This window comes from Buttiauxella sp. A111, from assembly GCF_014189855.1.
GTDB lineage: Bacteria > Pseudomonadota > Gammaproteobacteria > Enterobacterales > Enterobacteriaceae > Buttiauxella > Buttiauxella selenatireducens.
In genome coordinates this window covers 1,192,186-1,213,658 of sequence record NZ_BJFN01000001.1, presented here as the reverse complement: position 1 = coordinate 1,213,658, position 21,473 = coordinate 1,192,186, and the positions used below count along the sequence as shown (strand labels likewise).

Here is a 21,473-nt window from a genome sequence, read left to right as displayed (position 1 = left end):
TCACTCCGTGGTTGTCGTTCAAAGTTTGGCGGCGAGTAAATCTTCCAGTTTTCGTTGATCAATGGCGAACAGGCGAATGCCCTCAGCCAGTTTTTCTACCGCCATAGGGTCCTGATTATGTTCCCAGCGGAATTCTGCTTCGCTAATCGGTTCAGGGCGGCGGAACCCCTGCGAACCTGGGATGAGTTTACGTATTACCGGTTCTTCGCTTTCCTGAAGCTGCTGCAACAGGTTTGGTGCAATTGTCAGGCGGTCGCAGCCCACCAACGCCAGTATTTGTTCAGTGCGGCGGAAACTCGCGCCCATCACGATGGTGCTGTAATTATGCTGCTTAAAGTAATCATAGATATTGCGCACCGATTTGACGCCCGGATCTTCTTCAACGACATACGGGTCCATCGGTTTGCGTGCCTGATACCAGTCGTAGATACGGCCAACGAACGGTGAAATCAGGAACACACCGGCTTCGGCACAAGCGCGCGCCTGGGCAAAGGAGAACAGGAGCGTCAGGTTGCAGTCGATACCTTCTTTTTGCAGCTGTTCAGCGGCACGAATACCTTCCCAGGTGGAGGCCAGTTTGATAAGCACTCTCGACTTATCAATGCCAAGTTCTTCATACAGCGCAATCAAATGGCGGGCTTTCGCGATGCTTTTCTCTTTGTCAAAAGAGAGGCGGGCGTCTACTTCCGTCGAGACGCGTCCAGGAATGCTTTTCAGAATTTCAGCACCAAAGTTAACGGCCAGTTTGTCGCAGGCTTGGGCAACTTGCTCTTCCTGGTTACCGCCGCGTTGTTTGCCATAAGCAATGGCATCATCGATGAGTGTTTGGTAATGCGCTAAACCTGCCGCTTTCAGTAATAACGAGGGGTTGGTTGTTGCATCGATGGGTTGGTAGTGACGAATAGATTCGATATCGCCGCTGTCGGCGACAACTGTAGTGAATTTCTTGATACCGTCTAACTGACTCATGACTATCTCCTTGATATACCCGTCATACATCAAGTTGCAGTTGCGTTGGCTGCAACTTGAATTATTTGGGTATAAATACAAATGGTTACTTGAGTGCTCCATGTTGCTCGCGATGAAAATTCATCGTTGGCATAACTAAAAAGCATAGCAGATAGGCATGGTAATGTTGTTAATGACGGGTAACATAGTCTCTCTGATTCCCTAACATTTTTGCCAGACGTTGCTGATAGTATGGCGATGTTCAAAGTTTAGAACGCGCGCAAGCGTGATACTACGTGGCCTTACCAAGACCCTGTTGACCCTTGAGAGTAATAAGAAAGGAACGAAGAAATGGATGAACAACTGAAGCAAAGTGCCCTCGATTTCCATGAATTCCCCATTCCCGGAAAAATTCAGGTATCCCCAACCAAGCCTCTCGCCACTCAACGTGACCTGGCATTGGCCTACTCTCCGGGTGTTGCGGCACCTTGTCTTGAGATAGAAAAAGATCCTCTTGCAGCCTACAAATACACCGCGCGTGGCAACCTTGTTGGTGTGATTTCTAACGGCACCGCAGTGCTTGGGCTGGGTAATATCGGCGCGCTGGCAGGCAAGCCAGTGATGGAAGGTAAAGGCGTTCTGTTCAAGAAATTTGCCGGTATTGACGTGTTCGATATCGAAGTCGACGAAATGGACCCGGACAAGCTGATTGACGTTATTGCTGCACTCGAACCGACCTTTGGCGGCATCAACTTAGAAGATATCAAAGCTCCAGAGTGTTTCTACATCGAGAAAAAACTGCGCGAACGCATGAATATTCCTGTGTTCCATGACGATCAGCACGGGACTGCCATCATCTGTACTGCGGCGGTGCTAAATGGCCTGCGCGTGGTTGAGAAAAATATTTCTGATGTCCGTCTGGTGGTTTCAGGTGCGGGAGCTTCTGCAATCGCCTGTATGAACCTGCTGGTACAGCTGGGTATCCAGAAACACAACATCGTGGTCTGCGACTCAAAAGGCGTTATCTACAAAGGCCGTGAAGAAAACATGGCGGAAACCAAAGCGGCGTACGCGGTGGAAGATAACGGTAAGCGCACGCTTGATGAAGTGATTGAAGGTGCGGACATCTTCCTCGGTTGTTCTGGCCCGAAAGCCATGAGCCAGGAGATGGTCAAGAAAATGGCGCGTTCGCCGCTGATTCTGGCGCTGGCGAACCCAGAACCTGAAATCCTACCTCCGTTGGCGAAAGAAGTGCGCCCGGATGCCATTATCTGTACCGGACGTTCTGATTTTCCAAACCAGGTTAACAACGTGCTGTGCTTCCCGTTCATCTTCCGTGGCGCGTTGGATGTGGGCGCAACGGCCATCAACGAAGAGATGAAACTGGCGGCGGTTCACGCTATTGCTGAACTGGCTCATGCCGAGCAAAGCGATGTGGTGGCTTCTGCCTATGGCGAAGAAGAACTGACCTTCGGCCCTGATTACCTGATTCCTAAACCTTTCGACCCACGTTTGATTGTGCAAATCGCCCCTGCCGTTGCGAAAGCGGCCATGGATACCGGTGTTGCAACACGCCCAATTAAGGACTTCGACGCCTATCGCGAGAAGCTGACCGAGTTCGTATACAAAACTAACTTGTTTATGAAGCCTATTTTCTCCCAGGCGCGTAAAGATCCTAAACGTGTGGTTCTGACCGAAGGTGAAGAGGCGCGTGTGCTGCATGCGACTCAGGAGCTGATCACCCTGGGCCTCGCGAAGCCTATTCTGATTGGTCGTCCTGCCGTTATCGAGATGCGCCTGAAGAAACTGGGCCTGCAAATGCGTGCCGGCGTAGACTTCGAAATCGTCAATAACGAATCCGATCCGCGTTTCAAAGAGTACTGGAATGAGTACTACAACATCATGAAACGCCGCGGTATCACGCAGGAACAAGCGCAGCGTGCGGTGATCAGCAATACCACGATTATCGGCGCTATCATGGTGCATCGTGGTGAAGCGGATGCCATGATTTGCGGCACCATCGGTGAGTATCACGAACACTTTAGCGTGTTGGAAAAACTGTTTGGTTATCGCGAAGGGGTGAAAGCCGCAGGGGCGATGAATGCGCTGTTACTGCCAAGTGGTAATACCTTTATTGCTGATACCTACGTGAATGACGATCCGTCACCAGAAGAGCTGACAGAAATCACTCTGCTGGCCGCCGAAACGGTGCGTCGTTTTGGTATCGAGCCAAAAGTCGCGCTGTTGTCGCATTCCAACTACGGTTCTTCCGATTCCAAAGCCGCCTGCAAAATGCGTAAAACCCTGGAGATGGTTCGCGAACGTGCGCCTGATCTGGAAATCGACGGTGAAATGCATGGTGATGCGGCGCTGGTGGAAAGTATTCGCAACGAACGTATGCCAGACAGTCCACTGAAAGGTTCTGCAAATATCCTGATCATGCCGAACGTGGAAGCGGCGCGCATTAGTTACAACTTACTGCGTGTTTCCAGCTCGGAAGGGGTTACCGTTGGGCCGGTATTGATGGGTGTGGCGAAACCGGTACATGTGTTAACACCGATTGCGTCTGTTCGTCGTATTGTGAATATGGTGGCGTTGGCGGTTGTAGAAGCGCAGACGATTCCGCTTTAACTCTTTTTCCTTTAGCTCTTCCCCCTCACCCCAGCCCTCTCCCCAGGGAGAGGGGGAAAAGAGCTGAACTAGGGATAGGGGGGAAAGAACTGAACTATTCCCTCTCCCTTTGGGAGAGGGTTAGGGTGAGGGAAAAAAGTTTAAACCCAATCCTTCACCGGTAAAAAATCACGATACAAGGCAGCCTCAGGGCTGCCTTCTTCTGGCTGGTAACTATATTCCCAACGTACCAACGGCGGCATCGACATTAAAATAGACTCTGTGCGTCCGCCCGTCTGCAAACCGAACAACGTGCCACGATCCCACACCAGATTAAATTCGACATAACGACCACGACGATAGAGCTGGAAATCGCGCTCACGCTCACCCCAAGGCAAAGCCTTACGGCGTTCGACAATCGGCAAATAGGCTTCAAGATAACCATTACCCACCGCCTGCATAAAGCTAAAGCAATGGTCGAAATCTGGAGTATTCAGGTCGTCGAAGAACAAGCCACCGATGCCGCGCTGCTCATTGCGATGCTTAATAAAGAAGTAATCGTCGCACCACTTTTTGTAACGTGGGAAAACATCTTCACCAAATGGCTGGCACAGATCGCGCGCCGTTTTATGCCAGTGAATAGCATCCTCTTCGAAACCGTAAAATGGCGTCAGGTCAAAACCACCGCCAAACCACCACACCGGTTCACAACCCGGTTTTTCAGCAATAAAAAAGCGCACGTTGGCGTGGCTGGTGGGCACGTAAGGATTGAGAGGATGCACTACTAATGACACGCCCATTGCTTCAAAGCTACGACCGGCAAGTTCCGGACGATGTGCTGTCGCTGAGGCGGGCATTGCATCGCCATGCACATGAGAGAAATTCACGCCTGCTTGTTCAAAGATAGCTCCCCCACGTAACACCCGGCTGCGGCCACCACCGCCACCTTCGCGCTGCCAGCTGTCTTCTTCAAACGTGGCACCGTCAACGGCACTCAGTTGCTGGCAGATCGTGTCTTGTAAATGCAAGAGGAACTGTTTTACGGCATGGATATCAGGCGTGTTCATAGGGTTCAACGTTTCTTACTGTGAGCTTTTTGGTTATCAAACCAATTGAAGTAGCTAATAACACCAGAGGCAATAGCACTAGCGATTTTCTGGCGAAACGCGGTAGTCCCCAGCAACTTCTCTTCACCAGGGTTGGTAATAAACGACGTCTCGACCAACACCGAAGGAATGGACGGTGATTTCAGCACCACAAATGCCGCCTGTTCTGTATTGCGGGTGTGGAGCTTATGCACCGGTTTGATCTGCTTGAGGATATGCGAGCCCAGCGTCAGGCTGTTTTTGATGGTATCGGTTTGCACCAAATCGAACAGAACCTGTTGTAGGTACTGATCTTTATGTTTGACCTTGCTGCCAGCAACGTCATCGGCGGCGTTTTCTTTATCAGAAAGATACTTCGCCATTGCACTACTGGCGCCGCGATTGGAAAGGGCAAACACCGACGCACCGGCAGCCGTAGGGCTGGTAAAGCCATCGGCATGAATCGACATAAACAGATCGGCGCCATGTTTATGGGCGATTTCTACGCGATCGTACAGGGGGATAAACTCGTCACTGGTGCGTGTGAGTTTGGCCTCTATTCCTTTGCTTTTTAATATGTTGCGTACGTTTTTGGCGATAGCCAGCACAACGTGTTTCTCTTTCGAGCCATTGTGCCCAATTGCACCGGTATCAATACCGCCATGACCTGGGTCGATCATCACCACCCGACGAGCACCCGATTTTTTGGTCGGTTTGCTGTGATTAGTGGTCGTTTTGAGTGGTTTAGTCTCCGAGCTGGCCAAAGCCTTGTTTACACCCGTTAACGTTAAGGCAGCCAATCCAGTAAGCAGTAACTGGCGGCGGGTCGTTAAATGCGTCAGTGATTTAATTTTGCTCATGCGGCTAATATTTTTATCTTTAGAATTGCAGATAGGCATTTATAGCGTATCGGCAAAGGGTAAACGACAAGCATTTTTCTGAAATGACACTCTTTTCATTTCAGAAAATGAATGAGTGGGTAGTATGCCATTTTTTCGCTGGTTATTGGCGAAATGGTCACTTACCCTCATAATTACTGTTTTTACACTTTCAGGTGGCTAATACCATGGAAATACGTGTTTTTCGCCAGGATGATTTTGAAGAAGTCATTACGCTTTGGGAGCGTTGCGACTTACTGCGTCCATGGAACGATCCTGAAATGGATATTGAACGTAAACTCAATCATGACGCGGATCTGTTCTTAGTTGCTGAAGTAGGCGGCGAAGTGGTGGGCTCACTCATGGGCGGCTATGACGGGCACCGTGGTTCAGCTTATTACCTTGGCGTTCACCCGGAATACCGCGGTCGAGGCATCGCCAACGCACTGTTAAGCCGACTGGAGAAAAAGCTTATCGCGCGCGGCTGCCCCAAAATTCATATCATGGTGCGTGAAGAAAACGACCTGGTGATTGGCATGTATGAACGCCTTGAATATGAACAGCAAGATGTCGTGCTGCTCGGCAAGCGCTTGATTGAAGACCAAGAATATTAATGCCTTATTTGTATCCACCATCGGATTACGATACTCACGGTAATCTGAAAACACCTCTTTTGTTCTGGTGCATCCTTCTGTTGCAGGCGCGAACCTGGTTTGTGTTAGTGCTGGCGGCGGCGTCTCGCCAGCAAGGGGATGCTATTCTCGGTGCCTTCTATCCTGACCGCGATACTTTTTGGTTTGGATTACTGCCTGGTATTCCCGCAGCACTGGCATTTATGATGAGTGGCCGTCGTCATTTACACCCTCGTTTATGGGCAATGTGGCGCTGGGTACTCGTTGCCGCGCAAGGCGTCGTTTTGGCCTGGCAGTTGCTGCTGTTATGGCAGGGCGAAGCGTTAACCGGCGTAACATTATCGCTGTTGATAGCCGATATTTTTGCCTTGTGGTGGTTGTGTCGCAGCCGCCGTTTACGCGATTACTTCACGCTTAGCCACGAATAACCTGGCACTTTTGGGAAAGTTTGCACTCCAAAGCGCGTACCCATGCTTAATAAAGGAATTTTTGATGAAAACACTGCGCCTGATGTTATTAGGGTTGCCACTGGTTTTAAGCGGTTGTTCGACGCTGTCTTCGATCAACTGGTCTGCGGCAAATCCATTGAACTGGTTCGGTTCGTCGCTTGAAGTGAGCGAGCAGGGTGTAGGTGAGATAACAGCCAGCACGCCAATGGATGAAAAAGCCGTCAGCAGCGCTTTAAATGATAACTACCGTCTGCGCAGCGGTATGAAAACCGATAACGGCGAAATTGTACGCTTCTTTGAGGCCATGACGGACAACACGGTGAAGGTTGTGGTGAACGGTGAAAAAGGTACGGTTAGCCGTGTCGATGTCATGGACAGCGATATTGAAACCGATAGCGGCGTTAAAATTGGCACGACGTTTAGCTCCCTGTATGACAAAGCGTTTGGTTCATGCGTTAAAGCCACCGGTGACGACAGCGACGGTGTAGAGTGCAAGGCACCAAACAGCCAGCATATTAGTTACCTGTTTAGCGGTGAATGGCATGGTGCGCAGGAGTTGATGCCGTCTGACGACACACTCAAGAATTGGAAGATCAGCAAAATTATCTGGCGTCGATAAAAATTCGTTCCAGGTTTGCGTCTTCTCAAGAAGGTGCAACCGTATTTGGTTATCATAAGGGAATAAACGCCACGTAGAGTGGCGTGTTTTTTTAGGAGGATTCATGTCTAATGTTCAATCTGGCATTCTGCCGGAACATTGCCGCGCCGCCGTTTGGCTGGAAGCGAGTTTTCAGGGCGATTTTGATGCACTTCGCCAGGGCTGCAAAACCTTTAATCAGTCACTCACAACGTTTCAGGAAAAATTCCCTGACGCGCATTTAGGCGCAGTCGTGGCGTTTGGCCATGACCTGTGGCGGGATTTAAGCGGTGGTGTTGGTGCTACTGAGCTGAAAAACTTCACCCCATTAGGCAAAGGTCTGGCACCTGCCACTCAGCATGATGTGATGATCCACATTCTGTCCCTGCGTCATGATGTAAATTTCTCTGTGGCGCAAGCTGCACTCGCCGCATTCGGCGATACCCTGAAAATTGAAGAAGAAATCCACGGTTTCCGTTGGGTTGAAGAACGCGATCTGAGCGGTTTTGTTGATGGCACTGAAAACCCGCAGGGCGAAGCAACGCGTCGTGAAGTTGCCGTGATCAACGAAGGCGTCGATGCCGGTGGCAGCTACGTTTTAGTGCAGCGTTGGGAGCACAATCTGAAGCAGCTTAACCGCATGAGCGTGAGCGATCAGGAAATGATCATTGGCCGCACCAAAGAAGCCAATGAAGAAATTGATGGCGACGAACGTCCGGAAACGTCGCACCTGAGCCGTGTTGATCTCAAAGAGAACGGTAAAGGCTTGAAGATTGTGCGTCAGAGCCTGCCGTATGGCACCGCAAGTGGTACGCACGGCCTCTATTTCATTGCCTACTGCTCCCGTTTGTACAACATCGAACAGCAGTTGCTGAGTATGTTTGGCGAAACCGACGGTAAGCGTGATGGCATGTTGCGTTTTACTAAGCCGGTTACAGGCGGCTACTATTTTGCACCTTCCTTAGATAAATTGTTGGCCTTGTAAGGGCTACCTTACTCGCCTTTCTGGCACCGGGCAGTGCTCAAAATCCTCACGTACTTTTGTACGTTCCGGTTTTTGCGCGCTGGCCGTCACCAGACTGGCTTCGCCGCTAACGCCCTCCCTGCAAATACTTATACTTCTTTCTTATTGCAAATCACCAAACGATATATAAAACCGTTACAACTTTACTGCCTGTTATAAATACACTGGTGCCCTACAGATCACATTTATAAGGGTGCCCAATGGCCAATACGTCAGTGAAAAAAGTATGGAGTGCGCTTGTTGTTTCTGCGTTATTGGCAGGTTCGGCTCATGCTACAGAACTGCTGAACAGCTCTTATGATGTGTCTCGTGAGCTGTTTGCCGCATTGAACCCTGCTTTTCAAAAGCAATGGGATCAGGAAAATAGCGGTGACAAGCTGGAGATTAAACAATCTCATGCCGGGTCATCAAAACAAGCGTTGGCTATTTTGCAGGGTTTAAAAGCAGACGTTGTAACTTATAACCAGGTTTCAGATGTGCAGATCCTGCATGACAAAGGCAACCTGATTCCAGGCGACTGGCAGGCACGTTTGCCAAATAATAGTTCACCTTTCTATTCCACCATGGCTTTCCTGGTGCGCAAAGGTAACCCGAAAAATATTCACGACTGGAGTGACTTAGTTCGCCCGGATGTGAAGCTCATTTTCCCAAATCCAAAAACTTCAGGTAACGCACGTTACACATATTTGGGCGCATGGGGTGCAGCAAACAAAGCTGACGGTGGCGATAAAGCTAAAACCGAACAGTTTATGACGCAGTTCCTGAAAAACGTTGAAGTCTTCGATACCGGTGGCCGTGGTGCAACCACGACATTTGTAGAACGCAATTTGGGCGACGTACTGATTAGTTTTGAATCTGAAGTGAACAACATTCGTAAGCAATACGAAAAAGACGGCTACGAAGTGATTGTTCCGAAGGTCAATGTGCTGGCTGAGTTCCCGGTGGCGTGGGTGGATAAGAACGTCAAAGCCAACGGCACAGAGAAAGCGGCAAAAGAGTATCTCAATTTCCTGTATAGCCCAGCGGCACAGACCATCATCACTGACTATTACTACCGCGTGAACAACCCGCAAGTGATGGAAAAGCTGAAAGATAAATTCCCGCAGACCGAATTGTTCCGCGTGGAAGATGAGTTTGGTGGCTGGCCTGAAGTGATGAAGACTCATTTTGCGAGCGGTGGTGAGTTCGACAAGCTGGTTGCGGCGGGGCATAAGTAAATGTTAGCGGTTTCCTCCAAACGGGTGTTGCCAGGCTTCACGTTAAGCCTTGGCACCAGTTTGCTGTTTGTTTGCCTGATTTTGCTTCTGCCCCTGAGCGCGTTAGTGATGCAACTTTCCGAAATGACGCTGGCTCAGTATTGGGAAGTGATCACCAATCCGCAGGTTGTCGCAGCGTATAAAGTGACGCTGTTGTCTGCGGGGGTGGCATCTGTCTTCAACGGTTTCTTTGGCATGTTGATGGCATGGATCCTGACCCGTTACCAGTTCCCGGGTCGCAGCCTGCTTGATGCATTAATGGATTTGCCGTTTGCGTTACCCACTGCGGTGGCTGGTTTAACGCTCGCAGGGCTTTTTTCAGTAAACGGTTGGTACGGCGAGTGGCTTGCGCAGTTTGGTATCAAGGTGACTTACACCTGGTTGGGGATCGCCGTTGCGATGGCATTCACCAGCATCCCGTTTGTGGTGCGAACCATTCAGCCTGTGCTGGAAGAGTTAGGGCCGGAATATGAAGAAGCCGCTGAAACGTTGGGTGCGACGCGCTGGCAAAGCTTCCGTCGCGTGATTTTACCGGAGCTTTCTCCTGCGCTGATGGCAGGTGTGGCGCTGTCGTTTACGCGTAGCCTGGGTGAATTCGGTGCGGTAATTTTTATCGCCGGTAACATCGCCTGGAAAACCGAAGTGACGTCGCTGATGATTTTCGTGCGTTTGCAGGAGTTCGATTATCCGGCAGCCAGCGCAATTGCCTCGGTTATTCTCGCGGCTTCACTGCTGCTGCTGTTCACCATTAACACGTTGCAAAGTCGCTTTGGTCGGCGCGTGGTAGGTCACTGATGACAGACGTAACTGAATTGAAAAGCTATCGGCGCACCGGTTTTAACTGGGGTAAATGGATCCTCATTAGCCTCGGCGTGTTGATTTCGTTTTTGCTGCTGGTAGTGCCGGTTGCCTCTATCTTTGTCCAGGCCTTCTCAAAAGGGTTGATGCCTGCGCTACAGAATATTGTCGACCCGGATATGCTGCACGCCATCTGGCTGACGGTGATGATTGCGCTGATTACCGTACCGGTGAACCTGGTATTCGGTATTTTGCTCGCCTGGCTTGTCACTCGCTTTGATTTTCCAGGCCGCCAACTGCTGTTGACGCTTCTGGATATTCCGTTTGCGGTTTCACCGGTCGTTGCGGGCCTGGTTTACCTGCTGTTCTACGGTTCAAATGGTCCGTTCGCAAGCTTTATGGATGCGCATAATATCCAGATTATGTTCGCCTGGCCGGGCATGGTACTGGTCACGATTTTTGTTACCTGCCCATTTGTGGTTCGTGAGCTGGTACCGGTGATGTTAAGTCAGGGTAGCCAGGAAGACGAAGCCGCGATTCTGCTGGGGGCTTCGGGCTGGCAGATGTTCAGACGTGTCACGTTACCGAATATTCGCTGGGCGCTGCTTTACGGCGTGGTTTTAACCAATGCCCGTGCTATCGGCGAGTTTGGTGCGGTGTCCGTGGTGTCCGGGTCTATTCGTGGTGAGACTTTCTCACTGCCGCTACAGATTGAATTGCTTCAGCAGGATTACAACACCGTCGGCTCCTTTACTGCTGCCGCGTTATTGACCCTGATGGCAATCGTTACGTTGTTCTTAAAGAGTGCGTTGCAGTGGCGCCTGAATAGTCAGGAAAAACGTCTGCAACAGGAGGGAAATCATGAGCATTGATATTACCAATATTAAGAAATCTTTTGGTCGCACCCAGGTGCTGAACGATATCTCTCTGGATATCCCTTCTGGTCAAATGGTGGCGTTGTTGGGGCCATCCGGCTCAGGCAAAACCACGTTGCTGCGCATTATTGCGGGTCTTGAACATCAGAACAGTGGGCGTATTAGCTTCCACGGCACCGACGTAAGCCGGATTCACGCCCGTGACCGCAAAGTAGGTTTTGTCTTCCAGCACTACGCGCTGTTCCGCCACATGACGGTATTCGACAACATCGCCTTTGGGCTGACCGTTTTGCCACGCCGCGAACGTCCTTCTGCCGCGGTTATCAAACAGAAAGTCACCCGTCTGCTGGAGATGGTGCAGTTAGCGCATCTGGCTGACCGTTTCCCGGCGCAGTTGTCAGGCGGGCAAAAGCAGCGTGTGGCGCTGGCGCGTGCATTGGCGGTTGAACCTCAAATCCTGTTGCTTGATGAGCCGTTCGGTGCTCTGGATGCACAAGTCCGTAAAGAACTGCGTCGCTGGCTGCGTCAGTTACACGAAGAGTTGAAATTCACCAGCGTGTTTGTGACTCACGATCAGGAAGAAGCGATGGAAGTCGCAGATCGCGTGGTGGTCATGAGCCAGGGGAATATCGAACAGGTTGATACGCCTGAAGCCGTTTGGCGTGAACCTGCGACGCGTTTCGTGCTGGAATTCCTCGGCGAAGTTAACCGTATGAAAGGGACGATACGCGGTAGCCAGTTCCATGTTGGGGCGCACCGCTGGCCGCTTGGCTTCACGCCTGCTTATCAGGGCGCGGTAGATTTATTCCTGCGCCCGTGGGAAGTGGATGTCAGCCGCCGTACCAATCTGGATTCCCCGCTGCCTGTGCAGGTGCTGGAAATCAGCCCGCGTGGTCATTACATGCAATTGGTTGTTCAGCCGCTTGGCTGGTACGACGAACCGTTAACCGTTGTTCTGCGTGAAGATCATGTGCCTGTGCGCGGTGAACGTCTGTTTGTTGGCCTCCAACATGCACGCTTGTATGACGGTAATAACCGTATTCAAGGTGTAGACCTCGCGCAGACTGCCTGATAACTTTACCCAACAACACGACACGCAAAGGCGGCCCACGTGGCCGCTTTTCTTATATCTGGAAAGCTAAGTGAACACCTTAGAATGCACGATTGGCAATACGCCTCTGGTTAAATTGCAGCGCACTGGACTCAAAAATGGCAGTGAGATTTGGGTAAAGCTTGAAGGGAATAATCCTGCAGGCTCGGTAAAAGATCGCGCGGCACTTTCTATGATTGTGCGGGCAGAAGCGCGCGGCGAAATTTCACCCGGAGATACGCTTATCGAAGCGACGAGCGGGAATACTGGAATTGCGCTGGCGATGATTGCGGCGCTGAAAGGCTACCGCATGAAGCTGTTGATGCCGGACAACATGAGCATGGAACGCAAAGCCGCGATGCAAGCTTATGGCGCTGAATTGATTCTGGTGACCAAAGAGCAGGGTATGGAAGGCGCGCGTGAAATGGCGCGTTTGATGGACGAACGCGGTGAGGGCAAAGTTCTCGACCAGTTTAATAATCCTGATAATCCGTACGCACACTACAGCACCACCGGCCCTGAAATCTGGCAGCAGACGCAGGGGCGAATCACGCACTTTGTTTCAAGCATGGGAACCACCGGAACGGTAACAGGTGTAAGCCAGTTTATGCGTGAACAAGAAAAACAAGTCACAATTGTTGGGCTACAGCCCGAAGACGGCATTAGTATTCCAGGTATTCGTCGCTGGCCTGAAGAGTGGTTGCCGAAGATTTTCAATCCGAATCTGGTTGATGAAGTGATGGATATGTCACAAGTCGAAGCCGAGAGAGCCATGCGTCGTCTGGCGCGTGAAGAGGGTATTTTCTGCGGCGTGAGTTCAGGTGGTGCAGTGGCTGGTGCATTACGCGTCGCGCAAGCAAATCCGGGTTCGGTAGTGGTTGCCATCATCTGTGATCGTGGCGATCGCTATTTATCGACCGGTGTCTTTGGCGAGGAAAGCTATTCGCAAGGCTCAGGTATTTAAGGCTTCAGGAACAAACAAAAACGGCACCACAAGGGTGCCGTTTTCTATTATGCGGATATCTTACTTCTTGATGCGGATTACCGGGGTTTCGCCCACAGTCACGCTACCAGTCAGTTTGATCAGCTCTTTGATTTCGTCCATGTTGGAGATAACAACCGGAGTCAGGGTAGACTTCGCTTTCTCTTCCAGCAGGGCCAAATCGAACTCGATAACGACGTCGCCTTTCTTAACACGTTGGCCTTCTTCAGCGATGCGTTTGAAGCCTTCGCCTTTCAGTTCAACAGTGTCGATACCGAAGTGAACGAACAGCTCAATGCCGCTATCAGATTCGATAGAGAAAGCATGGTTAGTTTCGAAGATTTTACCAATGGTGCCGTCAACCGGAGCAACCATTTTGTTGCCAGTCGGTTTAATTGCAATGCCATCACCAACGATCTTCTCGGCGAACACCACATCTGGAACATCTTCAATATTGACGATTTCGCCAGAAAGTGGGGCAACAATCTCAATGGTTCCGGTGTCTTTTTTATCATCAGAAACCAGAGATTTCAGTTTATCAAACAAACCCATGATCTTCTCCTAAGCAGTAAATTGGGCCGCATCCGGTGGATTAGCAGATTGTTTTTTCTTCAATGAACTTGTTAACCAGCGTCATTAACTCGTCCGTTGTCGGTTGAGCAAGAGCTTGCTCTGCTAACACCTTCGCATCTTCGAAGTTCGTGTTACGAATAATCTTCTTAATGCGCGGGATAGAAATGGCACTCATACTAAATTCGTCCAGACCCATACCCAGCAACAGAAGTGTAGCACGTTCGTCGCCTGCAAGCTCACCACACATACCGGTCCATTTACCTTCTGCATGAGAAGCATCAATAACTTGCTTAATCAGAGTCAGTACGGACGGTGACATTGGCTGGTAAAGATGTGAAATCATATCATTACCACGGTCAACTGCCAGGGTGTACTGCGTCAGATCATTGGTACCGATACTGAAGAAGTCGACTTCTTTAGCCAGGTGGCGAGCAATCGTGGCCGCAGCCGGAGTCTCAACCATCACGCCAACTTCGATAGTTTCGTCAAACGCTTTACCTTCTTCACGCAACTGCGCCTTCATGATTTCGATCTCAGCTTTCAGTGCACGCACTTCTTCAACAGAGATAATCATTGGGAACATGATACGTAATTTACCGAAAGCGGATGCACGCAGAATAGCGCGTACCTGAGCGTGCAAGATCTCTTTACGATCCATGGCGATACGAACTGCACGCCAGCCCAGGAACGGGTTCTCTTCTTTCGGGAAGTTCATGTACGGCAGCTCTTTGTCGCCACCGATATCCATGGTACGTACGATAACGGCTTGCGAGCCACAGGCTTCAGCAACCGCTTTGTACGCCGCGAACTGCTCATCTTCAGTTGGCAGTGAATCACGATCCATGAACAGGAATTCTGTACGGTACAGACCGACACCTTCTGCACCATTGCGCTCTGCACCGTCGATATCACGAACAGTACCGATGTTTGCGCAAACTTCTACCTGATGACCATCGAGAGTGATTGCTGGCAGATCTTTCAGTTTTGCCAGTTCAGCTTTCTCAGAAGCAACCTGTTGCTGTACAGCGCGCAGGGCTTCGATCTCATCGTTGGTTGGGTTAACGTAAACTTTATTGTTAACCGCATCGAGGATCAGATAATCGCCAGTGTTCACCTGAGTGGTCACGCTACCGGTACCGACGATCGCTGGCAATTCAAGAGAACGCGCCATGATGGAGGTATGGGAAGTACGGCCACCGATATCGGTGATGAAACCCAGAACCTTTTGCAGGTTAAGCTGTGCGGTTTCTGACGGCGTCAAATCTTTAGCGACCAGGATAACTTCGTCCTGAATAGCGCTAAGGTCGATAATTGCCAGACCAAGAATATTACGCAGCAGACGCTTACCGATGTCACGTACGTCAGCCGCACGTTCTTTCAGATATTCATCGTCTAACTCTTCTAGCGCGATAGCTTGGCCTTCGATAATTTCGTGAGCTGCTGCGTCAGCAGTCACTAATTTATCAGTGATGAGGGCTATGATTTCCTGCTCAAGCTCTTCGTCTTCCAGCAACATGATGTGGCCTTCGAAGATAGCTTCCTTTTCTTCACCGAAGGTCTCGCCAGCTTTAATTTTGATCGCTTCTAACTGTGCTGACGCTTTAGCGCGCCCGCTTAAGAAACGTTCAACTTCCTGCGCAACTTTGTCGGCAGAAATTTTCTTCCGGTCGATGACAATTTCATCTTCCTTCAGCAAAAGTGCCTTGCCGAAAGCGATACCCGGGGATGCTGCAATGCCTGAAATCATAACCCTACCTTACTTGTGACTGATATTTACCAAGAACCCGGAGAACTTATTCGAGTTCAGCCATCAGTTTTACCAGATGCTCAACTGCTTTTTGATCATCTTCGCCTTCAGCAGAGATGGTCACAACGGTACCTTGAGTCAGGCCCAGAGTTTGCAGTTTGAACAGGCTTTTTGCGCTAGCGCTTTTGCCGTTGGAGGTCACAGTGATCTCAGAAGTGAAGCCTTTAGCTTCTTTAACAAACTGAGCAGCAGGGCGGGTATGCAGACCGTTTGGAGCGGTGATGGTAACTTCTTGCTGGAACATTGTATTTCCCCAACTTATAGGTTTAGTGTTGTGGAACTAAAGTCTAGCCTGGTGGCAAAACTTTAGCCTGTATAGTTAGCGGCGCGTTAATAGTAACTCTACGCGACACAAGATGCTTTCGGGAACCACGAAATGTGCTTTGGCATCTGCCATGCGCTTCGCGGCTCGCTCGTCATTAACCATTATGCCGTGAAATCTGATTTTGCACCAAATCGATAAATCGATTCAGCAGAGGTATCTCACATTCCGATTAATTTCGCGCATCAAAATAATTTGCTGGATAGATACCAGACCTGGCTGAGTGACGCAATGCCAGGTTAGCCAAAAGTTTGACGGATGCCACAAAAAAGCACCCATTTGGGTGCTTTTTTACACAGATTTACCACCCTGGCATCACTGTTGCAGTTCTTTTTCAGTGAAAAGATCGGCAAAGAGCGCTGTACTCAGGTAACGCTCACCGGAAGATGGCAGTATAACCACAATATTTTTATTGGTAAATGCTTCATCTTCCTGAAGTTTTAACGCAGCAGCCACCGCAGCACCGGATGAAATTCCCGCAAGAATGCCTTCTTCTTCCATCAGACGACGTGCAGTAGAGATAGCTTCCTCGTTAGTGATAGCGATAACCCTGTCGATCAGTTTTAAATCGAGGTTGCCAGGAATGAAACCTGCGCCGATGCCCTGAATTTTGTGCGGCCCTGGTTTGAGTTCTTCGCCTGCAATCGCCTGGGCAATAACTGGAGAATCGGTTGGTTCCACCGCGACGCTGATAAGATCGGTTTTGCCTTTAGTATTTTTGATATAACGGCTTACACCGGTCAGCGTACCGCCTGTGCCAACACCAGCAATGAATACGTCCACTTCTCCGTCGGTATCTTCCCAGATCTCTGGGCCTGTGGTTTTTTCGTGAATTTCTGGGTTTGCTGGGTTACTGAACTGCTGTAACAGAAGGAATTTTTCTGGGTTGCTGGCAACGATTTCTTCAGCTTTCTGAATCGCACCTTTCATGCCTTTCGCGCCTTCAGTCAACACCAGGTTAGCACCCAGTGCTTTCAGGAGTTTACGGCGTTCGATACTCATGGTTTCAGGCATGGTCAGCGTCAGTTTGTAGCCACGCGCTGCGGCAACATAAGCCAGTGCGATACCGGTATTACCGCTGGTTGGTTCAACTAGCTCAACACCCGGCTTGAGCACACCGCGTTTCTCGGCATCCCAAATCATATTGGCTCCGATACGGCATTTGACGCTAAAGCTCGGGTTGCGGGACTCTACCTTCGCCAGGATGCGTCCATTACCGATGCGGTTCAGACGAACCAACGGCGTATGACCGATTGTCAGAGAGTTGTCTTCATAGATCTTGCTCATAGCCCGTCCTTAACTGTATGAAATTTGGGAAACCTCTTCAGCATACCTGCTTAGAAGTTATGCGGAAGTAAAGAAATCGCATATCTATATGTAGAAGGGAAATAAGCAGGAGCAGTAAGGAATAAGGAGCGGCATAAGCCGCTCCTGTGGTCTATTTCCACATGGCGTGTTTTGGGCGGTAGCAATCCACCCACATCGCGGTCGCACCACAAACGGCAACCGGCATAATGACCAGATTCAGGAAGGGGATCAGGGTAAACAGACTGACCAGGGAACCAAACTGCATGTTAATGACTTTCTTCTCGCGCAACGAAATACGCATATCTTTGAATGGGACTTTATGGTTATCAAAGGGATAGTCGCAATACTGTATAGCCAGCATCCAGGCGCTAAATAAGAACCATAAAACGGGTGCAACCGTTTGGCCGATGCCCGGAATGAAATAGAGCACCAGTAGCACCAGCGCGCGTGGCAAATACCATGATAGTTTTTGCCATTCGCGTTTCATGATGCGCGGAACATCCTTCATTATGCCTAACATGCCGGTATCAGGAGGCGTCGCCCCAGTCAGACGTGCTTCAAGCTGTTCTGCCAGCAATCCATTAAATGGGGCTGCAATCCAGTTGGCAATGGTCGAAAATAAATAGCCAAACACCAACAAAATAGAGATCACCGCCAGCGGCCAGATTAAATAGCTTAACCACTGCAACCAGTCTGGCACGTAGGACAGCAGGGTGGGCACCCAAACATCCAGACGGGTAAACAGCCACCAGAATGCGCCACCCATTAAAATAATATTGACCAGCAGTGGCATGAGCACGAAACGTTTGATTCCTGGCTCACGGACCAGCTTCCAGCCCTGCGAAAAATAATAAACGCCACTGCGTGGCTTGGCTCCTGATGCTGAAACCATAATCTAAACGAACTCCTTTTTGGGCTTTGCTTTAACATGTACAACCATCATAACTGACTGCCAGGAGAAAAACTTATTAGGAAATGGTCGAAAAAACAGCAAAAAGTCGATTTCAGTCCATCTTTATGCTGAGAAAACCGTGTGCGGACTTGCACTTGAGCAGATGGGCAAATACTCTTAGTAAGTAAATGTTTGCCGCGGTGGCAAGGTGTTAGAACAACAGAGAATATAATGATGCAGGATTTGCGTCTGATATTAATCATTGTTGGCGCGATCGCCATAATAGCCTTACTGGTTCACGGTCTGTGGACGAGTCGTAAGGAGCGTTCATCCATTTTTCGTGATCGTCCACTGAAACGCATGAAGTCTAAGCGTGACGAATACGAGTCGGATGACGACGAGGCTGACGATGAACAAGATGATGGAGTTGGTGAGGTGCGTGTGCGTCGGGTGACCCCTGCGCAGGAAACAGTGACTCGCGAGCCAGAAATGCCTCGTCAGCCGCAAGCGCCTCAACATCAATACGAGCCACCTTATGCTTCTGCCGAGCCACGTCAGCGTCAACCTGAACCGGTCGTGCCGCGTCAGGAAACGCCAGTTGCGCCGACATATCACCAGCCAGCACCTCAACAGCCTGTGCAGCCAGTGGTTCATCAACCGGTTGTTCAAGAACCTGTTGCGCAGCCAGTGGCACCGCAAGAGTCGATTCAACAGCCGACAGCTCAACCTGCTCAGCATGTAGAACGTGCGCCTGATGCTCAGCCGGCTCCGGTAGCAGAACCAGCGGCGCGTCGTAAAGAAACGGTGATTGTGCTTAATGTCTCGGCACATGCTGGCAGTATGATCAACGGTGATGTGCTGTTAAACAGCATTCAGCAAGCTGGCTTTATCTTTGGCGAAATGAACATTTTCCACCGCCACCTCAGTCCTGATGGTAGCGGCCCGGTTCTGTTTAGCCTCGCTAATATGGTTAAACCCGGTTCGTTTGACCCTGAAAGCATGACTAATTTTGCCACGCCTGGCGTGACAATCTTCATGCAGGTGCCATCTTATGGCGACCCAGCGCAGAACTTTAAGCTGATGCTACAGTCTGCTCAGCATATTGCTGATGAAGTTGGAGGCGTTGTGCTGGACGACCAGCGCCGCATGATGACGCCGCAGAAAATGCGTGAATATCAGGACCGCATCCGCGAAGTGGTAGAAGCAAACGCCAACGCTTGATATCCATCCTGAACATGTTTCCCCTAAACCCCCGCATGTCGGGGGTTTTTTATATTGATGGTGCGATATGGACACAATCGAACAACACATTACTCAACTGCGAACCACGCTTCGCCATCATGAATACCTCTATCATGTACTGGATAACCCAGAAATTCCGGATGCGGAATATGACCGCATGATGGGGGAATTGCGCAGTTTAGAAGAGGCGCACCCTGAGTTAATCACTTCTGATTCTCCTACTCAGCGCGTCGGTGCCGCTCCACTCAGTGAATTTACTCAGGTTCGCCACGAAGTCCCGATGCTTTCGCTGGATAACGTCTTTGATGAAGCGAGCTATCTTGCATTTAACAAACGTGTTCAGGACCGTCTGAAAAGTACTGAGGCTGTCACGTTTTGTTGCGAGCTGAAGCTGGATGGCCTGGCCGTGAGCCTGCTCTATGAAGATGGTGTGCTGATTCGTGCCGCCACTCGCGGCGACGGTACAACGGGCGAAAATATCACGGCCAACGTGCGTACTATCCGCGCTATCCCGCTTAAATTACGTGGTGAAAATATTCCCCGCCGCCTGGAGGTGCGCGGAGAAGTGTTCCTGCCGCAGGCAGGTTTTGAAAAAATTAATGATGAAGCACGTCGCACTGGCGGGAAAATTTTTGCCAACCCTCGCAACGCTGCGGCGGGTTCGTTACGCCAGCTCGATCCACGTATCACAGCCAAACGCCCGTTAACTTTCTTCTGTTATGGTGTTGGCCTGCTTGAAGGCGGTGAGTTGCCTGCCAGCCACCATGCACGTTTGCAGCAATTTAAAGAGTGGGGATTGCCGGTCAGCGACCGCATTCGTCTTTGCAATACAGCAGAAGAAGTGTTGGCGTTTTATCATCAGGTTGAAAACGATCGCCCATCATTAGGTTTTGATATCGACGGTGTGGTTATCAAAGTGGATTCGCTTGCGCTACAAGAAACGCTCGGCTTTGTTGCACGAGCACCTCGATGGGCAGTGGCGTTTAAATTCCCGGCCCAGGAACAGATGACGTTTGTTCGTGATGTCGAGTTTCAGGTTGGACGCACGGGCGCTATTACCCCAGTGGCGCGCCTTGAACCTGTTCAGGTCGCAGGTGTGCTGGTCAGTAATGCGACGCTGCATAATGCCGATGAAATTGAGCGTTTGGGCTTAAGGATTGGCGACCGCGTGGTGATTCGTCGCGCGGGTGACGTTATCCCACAGGTTGTCGGCGTGGTGGAATCTGAGCGTCCTGACAACACCACCGAGATTGTTTTCCCAACGCATTGTCCGGTGTGTGGCTCTGACGTTGAGCGTGTAGAAGGTGAAGCGGTTGCGCGTTGTACTGGCGGCCTGATTTGCGGCGCTCAACGCAAAGAAGCCCTCAAACACTTTGTGTCTCGCCGTGCGCTGGACGTTGACGGAATGGGCGATAAGATAATCGACCAACTGGTTGAGAAAGAGTACGTCCACACCCCAGCCGACCTGTTTACGCTTACTCCCGGTAAACTCACAGGGCTTGATCGCATGGGGCCAAAATCCGCGCAAAACGTCGTTGATGCGCTGGAAAAAGCGAAAGAAACCACCTTTGCTCGTTTCTTGTATGCGCTCGGTATCCGTGAGGTAGGCGAAGCGACAGCTGCGAGTTTAGCGGCGCATTTTGGTTCGTTGGATGCTCTTTCTGCCGCAAGTATTGAAGAACTGCAAAAAGTCCCTGATGTCGGCATTGTGGTTGCCACACACACATTTAACTTCTTTGCCGAAGAGAGCAACCGTGAAGTCATCCGTCAATTGACAGAAGAGGCGGGCGTTCACTGGCCGGCTCCCGTAATAATTAAAGCCGAGGAAATCGACAGCCCATTTGCCGGTAAAACGGTAGTGCTGACAGGTTCGCTCAGCATTATGTCTCGAGACGATGCGAAAGCCCGTTTGGTGGCGTTAGGCGCGAAAGTTGCGGGTAGTGTGTCGAAGAAAACGGATCTGTTGATTGCGGGCGAAGCGGCGGGTTCTAAGCTTGCTAAAGCTCAGGAGCTGGGCATTGATGTCATTGATGAAGCTGAAATGATTCGCTTATTGGGTGAATGA

20 protein-coding genes are annotated in these 21,473 nt (G+C 50.4%); 12 read left to right on the top strand and 8 right to left on the bottom strand.

Annotation, left to right across the window (positions count from 1 at the left end):
- Nucleotides 1-18 precede the first annotated feature (18 nt).
- Nucleotides 19-969, bottom strand: coding sequence for a transaldolase (gene tal / locus BSPA111_RS05530; RefSeq protein ID WP_183270142.1), 951 nt, complete (start codon nucleotides 967-969; stop codon nucleotides 19-21).
- 330 nt (nucleotides 970-1,299) lie between these two features.
- Between tal and maeB the strand changes: the two genes are divergently transcribed.
- A complete protein-coding gene (gene maeB, locus BSPA111_RS05525; protein ID WP_183270141.1) occupies nucleotides 1,300-3,579 on the top strand; it encodes an NADP-dependent oxaloacetate-decarboxylating malate dehydrogenase in 2,280 nt (759 codons plus the stop codon).
- Between the two features lie 140 nt (nucleotides 3,580-3,719).
- Here maeB and hemF read toward each other — a convergent pair whose 3' ends face one another.
- Nucleotides 3,720-4,625, bottom strand: coding sequence for an oxygen-dependent coproporphyrinogen oxidase (gene hemF, locus BSPA111_RS05520; protein WP_183270140.1), 906 nt, complete (start codon nucleotides 4,623-4,625; stop codon nucleotides 3,720-3,722).
- A gap of 5 nt (nucleotides 4,626-4,630) precedes the next feature.
- On the bottom strand, nucleotides 4,631-5,503 hold the full coding sequence (gene amiA, locus BSPA111_RS05515) for an N-acetylmuramoyl-L-alanine amidase AmiA (RefSeq protein WP_183270139.1): 873 nt from the start codon (nucleotides 5,501-5,503) through the stop codon (nucleotides 4,631-4,633).
- 206 nt (nucleotides 5,504-5,709) lie between these two features.
- Here amiA and BSPA111_RS05510 point away from each other — a divergent pair, with 206 nt between their 5' ends.
- The 9 genes from BSPA111_RS05510 (at nucleotide 5,710) to cysM (ending at nucleotide 13,246) form a co-directional block, all read left to right on the top strand.
- Complete coding sequence (locus BSPA111_RS05510) at nucleotides 5,710-6,135, top strand: GNAT family acetyltransferase (protein ID WP_034497507.1); 426 nt, start codon at nucleotides 5,710-5,712, stop codon at nucleotides 6,133-6,135.
- The gene (locus BSPA111_RS05505) at nucleotides 6,135-6,581 is read left to right on the top strand and encodes a DUF2919 domain-containing protein (RefSeq protein ID WP_183270138.1); all 447 of its coding nucleotides are present in this window, start codon (nucleotides 6,135-6,137) and stop codon (nucleotides 6,579-6,581) included. Before BSPA111_RS05510 ends, BSPA111_RS05505 begins: the two co-directional genes overlap by 1 nt.
- A gap of 64 nt (nucleotides 6,582-6,645) precedes the next feature.
- Nucleotides 6,646-7,221 carry an RpoE-regulated lipoprotein gene (locus BSPA111_RS05500; protein WP_183270137.1) on the top strand — a complete coding sequence of 192 codons (576 nt, stop codon included), beginning with the start codon at nucleotides 6,646-6,648 and terminating at the stop codon, nucleotides 7,219-7,221.
- Nucleotides 7,222-7,324: 103 nt separating this feature from the next.
- Nucleotides 7,325-8,224, top strand: a complete 900-nt coding sequence (locus tag BSPA111_RS05495) for a Dyp-type peroxidase (RefSeq protein WP_183270136.1) — start codon at nucleotides 7,325-7,327, stop codon at nucleotides 8,222-8,224.
- A 239-nt stretch (nucleotides 8,225-8,463) separates the two neighbouring features.
- Complete coding sequence (locus tag BSPA111_RS05490; protein WP_183270135.1) at nucleotides 8,464-9,480, top strand: sulfate ABC transporter substrate-binding protein; 1,017 nt, start codon at nucleotides 8,464-8,466, stop codon at nucleotides 9,478-9,480.
- Nucleotides 9,481-10,314 carry a sulfate/thiosulfate ABC transporter permease CysT gene (gene cysT, locus BSPA111_RS05485; RefSeq protein WP_183270134.1) on the top strand — a complete coding sequence of 278 codons (834 nt, stop codon included), beginning with the start codon at nucleotides 9,481-9,483 and terminating at the stop codon, nucleotides 10,312-10,314. It abuts the gene before it with no gap.
- Nucleotides 10,314-11,189, top strand: a complete 876-nt coding sequence (gene cysW / locus BSPA111_RS05480) for a sulfate/thiosulfate ABC transporter permease CysW (RefSeq protein WP_183270133.1) — start codon at nucleotides 10,314-10,316, stop codon at nucleotides 11,187-11,189. The genes cysT and cysW overlap by 1 nt, the downstream gene beginning before the upstream one ends.
- Nucleotides 11,179-12,264, top strand: a complete 1,086-nt coding sequence (gene cysA, locus BSPA111_RS05475) for a sulfate/thiosulfate ABC transporter ATP-binding protein CysA (protein ID WP_183270132.1) — start codon at nucleotides 11,179-11,181, stop codon at nucleotides 12,262-12,264. Before cysW ends, cysA begins: the two co-directional genes overlap by 11 nt.
- A gap of 70 nt (nucleotides 12,265-12,334) precedes the next feature.
- Complete coding sequence (gene cysM / locus BSPA111_RS05470; RefSeq protein ID WP_183270131.1) at nucleotides 12,335-13,246, top strand: cysteine synthase CysM; 912 nt, start codon at nucleotides 12,335-12,337, stop codon at nucleotides 13,244-13,246.
- Between the two features lie 60 nt (nucleotides 13,247-13,306).
- On the opposite strand, the gene crr is transcribed toward cysM, so the two are convergent.
- The 5 genes from crr to cysZ form a co-directional block, all read right to left on the bottom strand.
- On the bottom strand, nucleotides 13,307-13,816 hold the full coding sequence (gene crr, locus BSPA111_RS05465) for a PTS glucose transporter subunit IIA (RefSeq protein WP_034459029.1): 510 nt from the start codon (nucleotides 13,814-13,816) through the stop codon (nucleotides 13,307-13,309).
- 40 nt (nucleotides 13,817-13,856) lie between these two features.
- On the bottom strand, nucleotides 13,857-15,584 hold the full coding sequence (gene ptsI, locus BSPA111_RS05460; RefSeq protein ID WP_183270130.1) for a phosphoenolpyruvate-protein phosphotransferase PtsI: 1,728 nt from the start codon (nucleotides 15,582-15,584) through the stop codon (nucleotides 13,857-13,859).
- Nucleotides 15,585-15,630: 46 nt separating this feature from the next.
- A complete protein-coding gene (gene ptsH / locus BSPA111_RS05455) occupies nucleotides 15,631-15,888 on the bottom strand; it encodes a phosphocarrier protein Hpr (RefSeq protein WP_034459025.1) in 258 nt (85 codons plus the stop codon).
- Between the two features lie 393 nt (nucleotides 15,889-16,281).
- Entirely contained in the window at nucleotides 16,282-17,253 is a 972-nt protein-coding gene (gene cysK / locus BSPA111_RS05450) for a cysteine synthase A (RefSeq protein ID WP_183270129.1), read from the bottom strand.
- Between the two features lie 151 nt (nucleotides 17,254-17,404).
- On the bottom strand, nucleotides 17,405-18,166 hold the full coding sequence (cysZ, locus tag BSPA111_RS05445) for a sulfate transporter CysZ (protein WP_183270128.1): 762 nt from the start codon (nucleotides 18,164-18,166) through the stop codon (nucleotides 17,405-17,407).
- Nucleotides 18,167-18,397: 231 nt separating this feature from the next.
- Here cysZ and zipA point away from each other — a divergent pair, with 231 nt between their 5' ends.
- Together zipA and ligA are read left to right on the top strand one after the other, a co-directional pair.
- Complete coding sequence (zipA, locus tag BSPA111_RS05440) at nucleotides 18,398-19,387, top strand: cell division protein ZipA (RefSeq protein ID WP_183270127.1); 990 nt, start codon at nucleotides 18,398-18,400, stop codon at nucleotides 19,385-19,387.
- A gap of 67 nt (nucleotides 19,388-19,454) precedes the next feature.
- Nucleotides 19,455-21,473 (top strand): NAD-dependent DNA ligase LigA, encoded by a 2,019-nt coding sequence (ligA, locus tag BSPA111_RS05435; RefSeq protein ID WP_183270126.1) that lies wholly within the window; start codon nucleotides 19,455-19,457, stop codon nucleotides 21,471-21,473.

Coding starts and splice junctions, on each gene's coding strand:
- tal (WP_183270142.1), bottom strand. CDS start 969: ATGAGTCAGTTAGACGGTATCAAGAAATTCACTACAGTTGTCGCCGAC.
- maeB (WP_183270141.1), top strand. CDS start 1,300: ATGGATGAACAACTGAAGCAAAGTGCCCTCGATTTCCATGAATTCCCC.
- hemF (WP_183270140.1), bottom strand. CDS start 4,625: ATGAACACGCCTGATATCCATGCCGTAAAACAGTTCCTCTTGCATTTA.
- amiA (WP_183270139.1), bottom strand. CDS start 5,503: ATGAGCAAAATTAAATCACTGACGCATTTAACGACCCGCCGCCAGTTA.
- BSPA111_RS05510 (WP_034497507.1), top strand. CDS start 5,710: ATGGAAATACGTGTTTTTCGCCAGGATGATTTTGAAGAAGTCATTACG.
- BSPA111_RS05505 (WP_183270138.1), top strand. CDS start 6,135: ATGCCTTATTTGTATCCACCATCGGATTACGATACTCACGGTAATCTG.
- BSPA111_RS05500 (WP_183270137.1), top strand. CDS start 6,646: ATGAAAACACTGCGCCTGATGTTATTAGGGTTGCCACTGGTTTTAAGC.
- BSPA111_RS05495 (WP_183270136.1), top strand. CDS start 7,325: ATGTCTAATGTTCAATCTGGCATTCTGCCGGAACATTGCCGCGCCGCC.
- BSPA111_RS05490 (WP_183270135.1), top strand. CDS start 8,464: ATGGCCAATACGTCAGTGAAAAAAGTATGGAGTGCGCTTGTTGTTTCT.
- cysT (WP_183270134.1), top strand. CDS start 9,481: ATGTTAGCGGTTTCCTCCAAACGGGTGTTGCCAGGCTTCACGTTAAGC.
- cysW (WP_183270133.1), top strand. CDS start 10,314: ATGACAGACGTAACTGAATTGAAAAGCTATCGGCGCACCGGTTTTAAC.
- cysA (WP_183270132.1), top strand. CDS start 11,179: ATGAGCATTGATATTACCAATATTAAGAAATCTTTTGGTCGCACCCAG.
- crr (WP_034459029.1), bottom strand. CDS start 13,816: ATGGGTTTGTTTGATAAACTGAAATCTCTGGTTTCTGATGATAAAAAA.
- ptsI (WP_183270130.1), bottom strand. CDS start 15,584: ATGATTTCAGGCATTGCAGCATCCCCGGGTATCGCTTTCGGCAAGGCA.
- ptsH (WP_034459025.1), bottom strand. CDS start 15,888: ATGTTCCAGCAAGAAGTTACCATCACCGCTCCAAACGGTCTGCATACC.
- cysK (WP_183270129.1), bottom strand. CDS start 17,253: ATGAGCAAGATCTATGAAGACAACTCTCTGACAATCGGTCATACGCCG.
- cysZ (WP_183270128.1), bottom strand. CDS start 18,166: ATGGTTTCAGCATCAGGAGCCAAGCCACGCAGTGGCGTTTATTATTTT.
- zipA (WP_183270127.1), top strand. CDS start 18,398: ATGATGCAGGATTTGCGTCTGATATTAATCATTGTTGGCGCGATCGCC.
- ligA (WP_183270126.1), top strand. CDS start 19,455: ATGGACACAATCGAACAACACATTACTCAACTGCGAACCACGCTTCGC.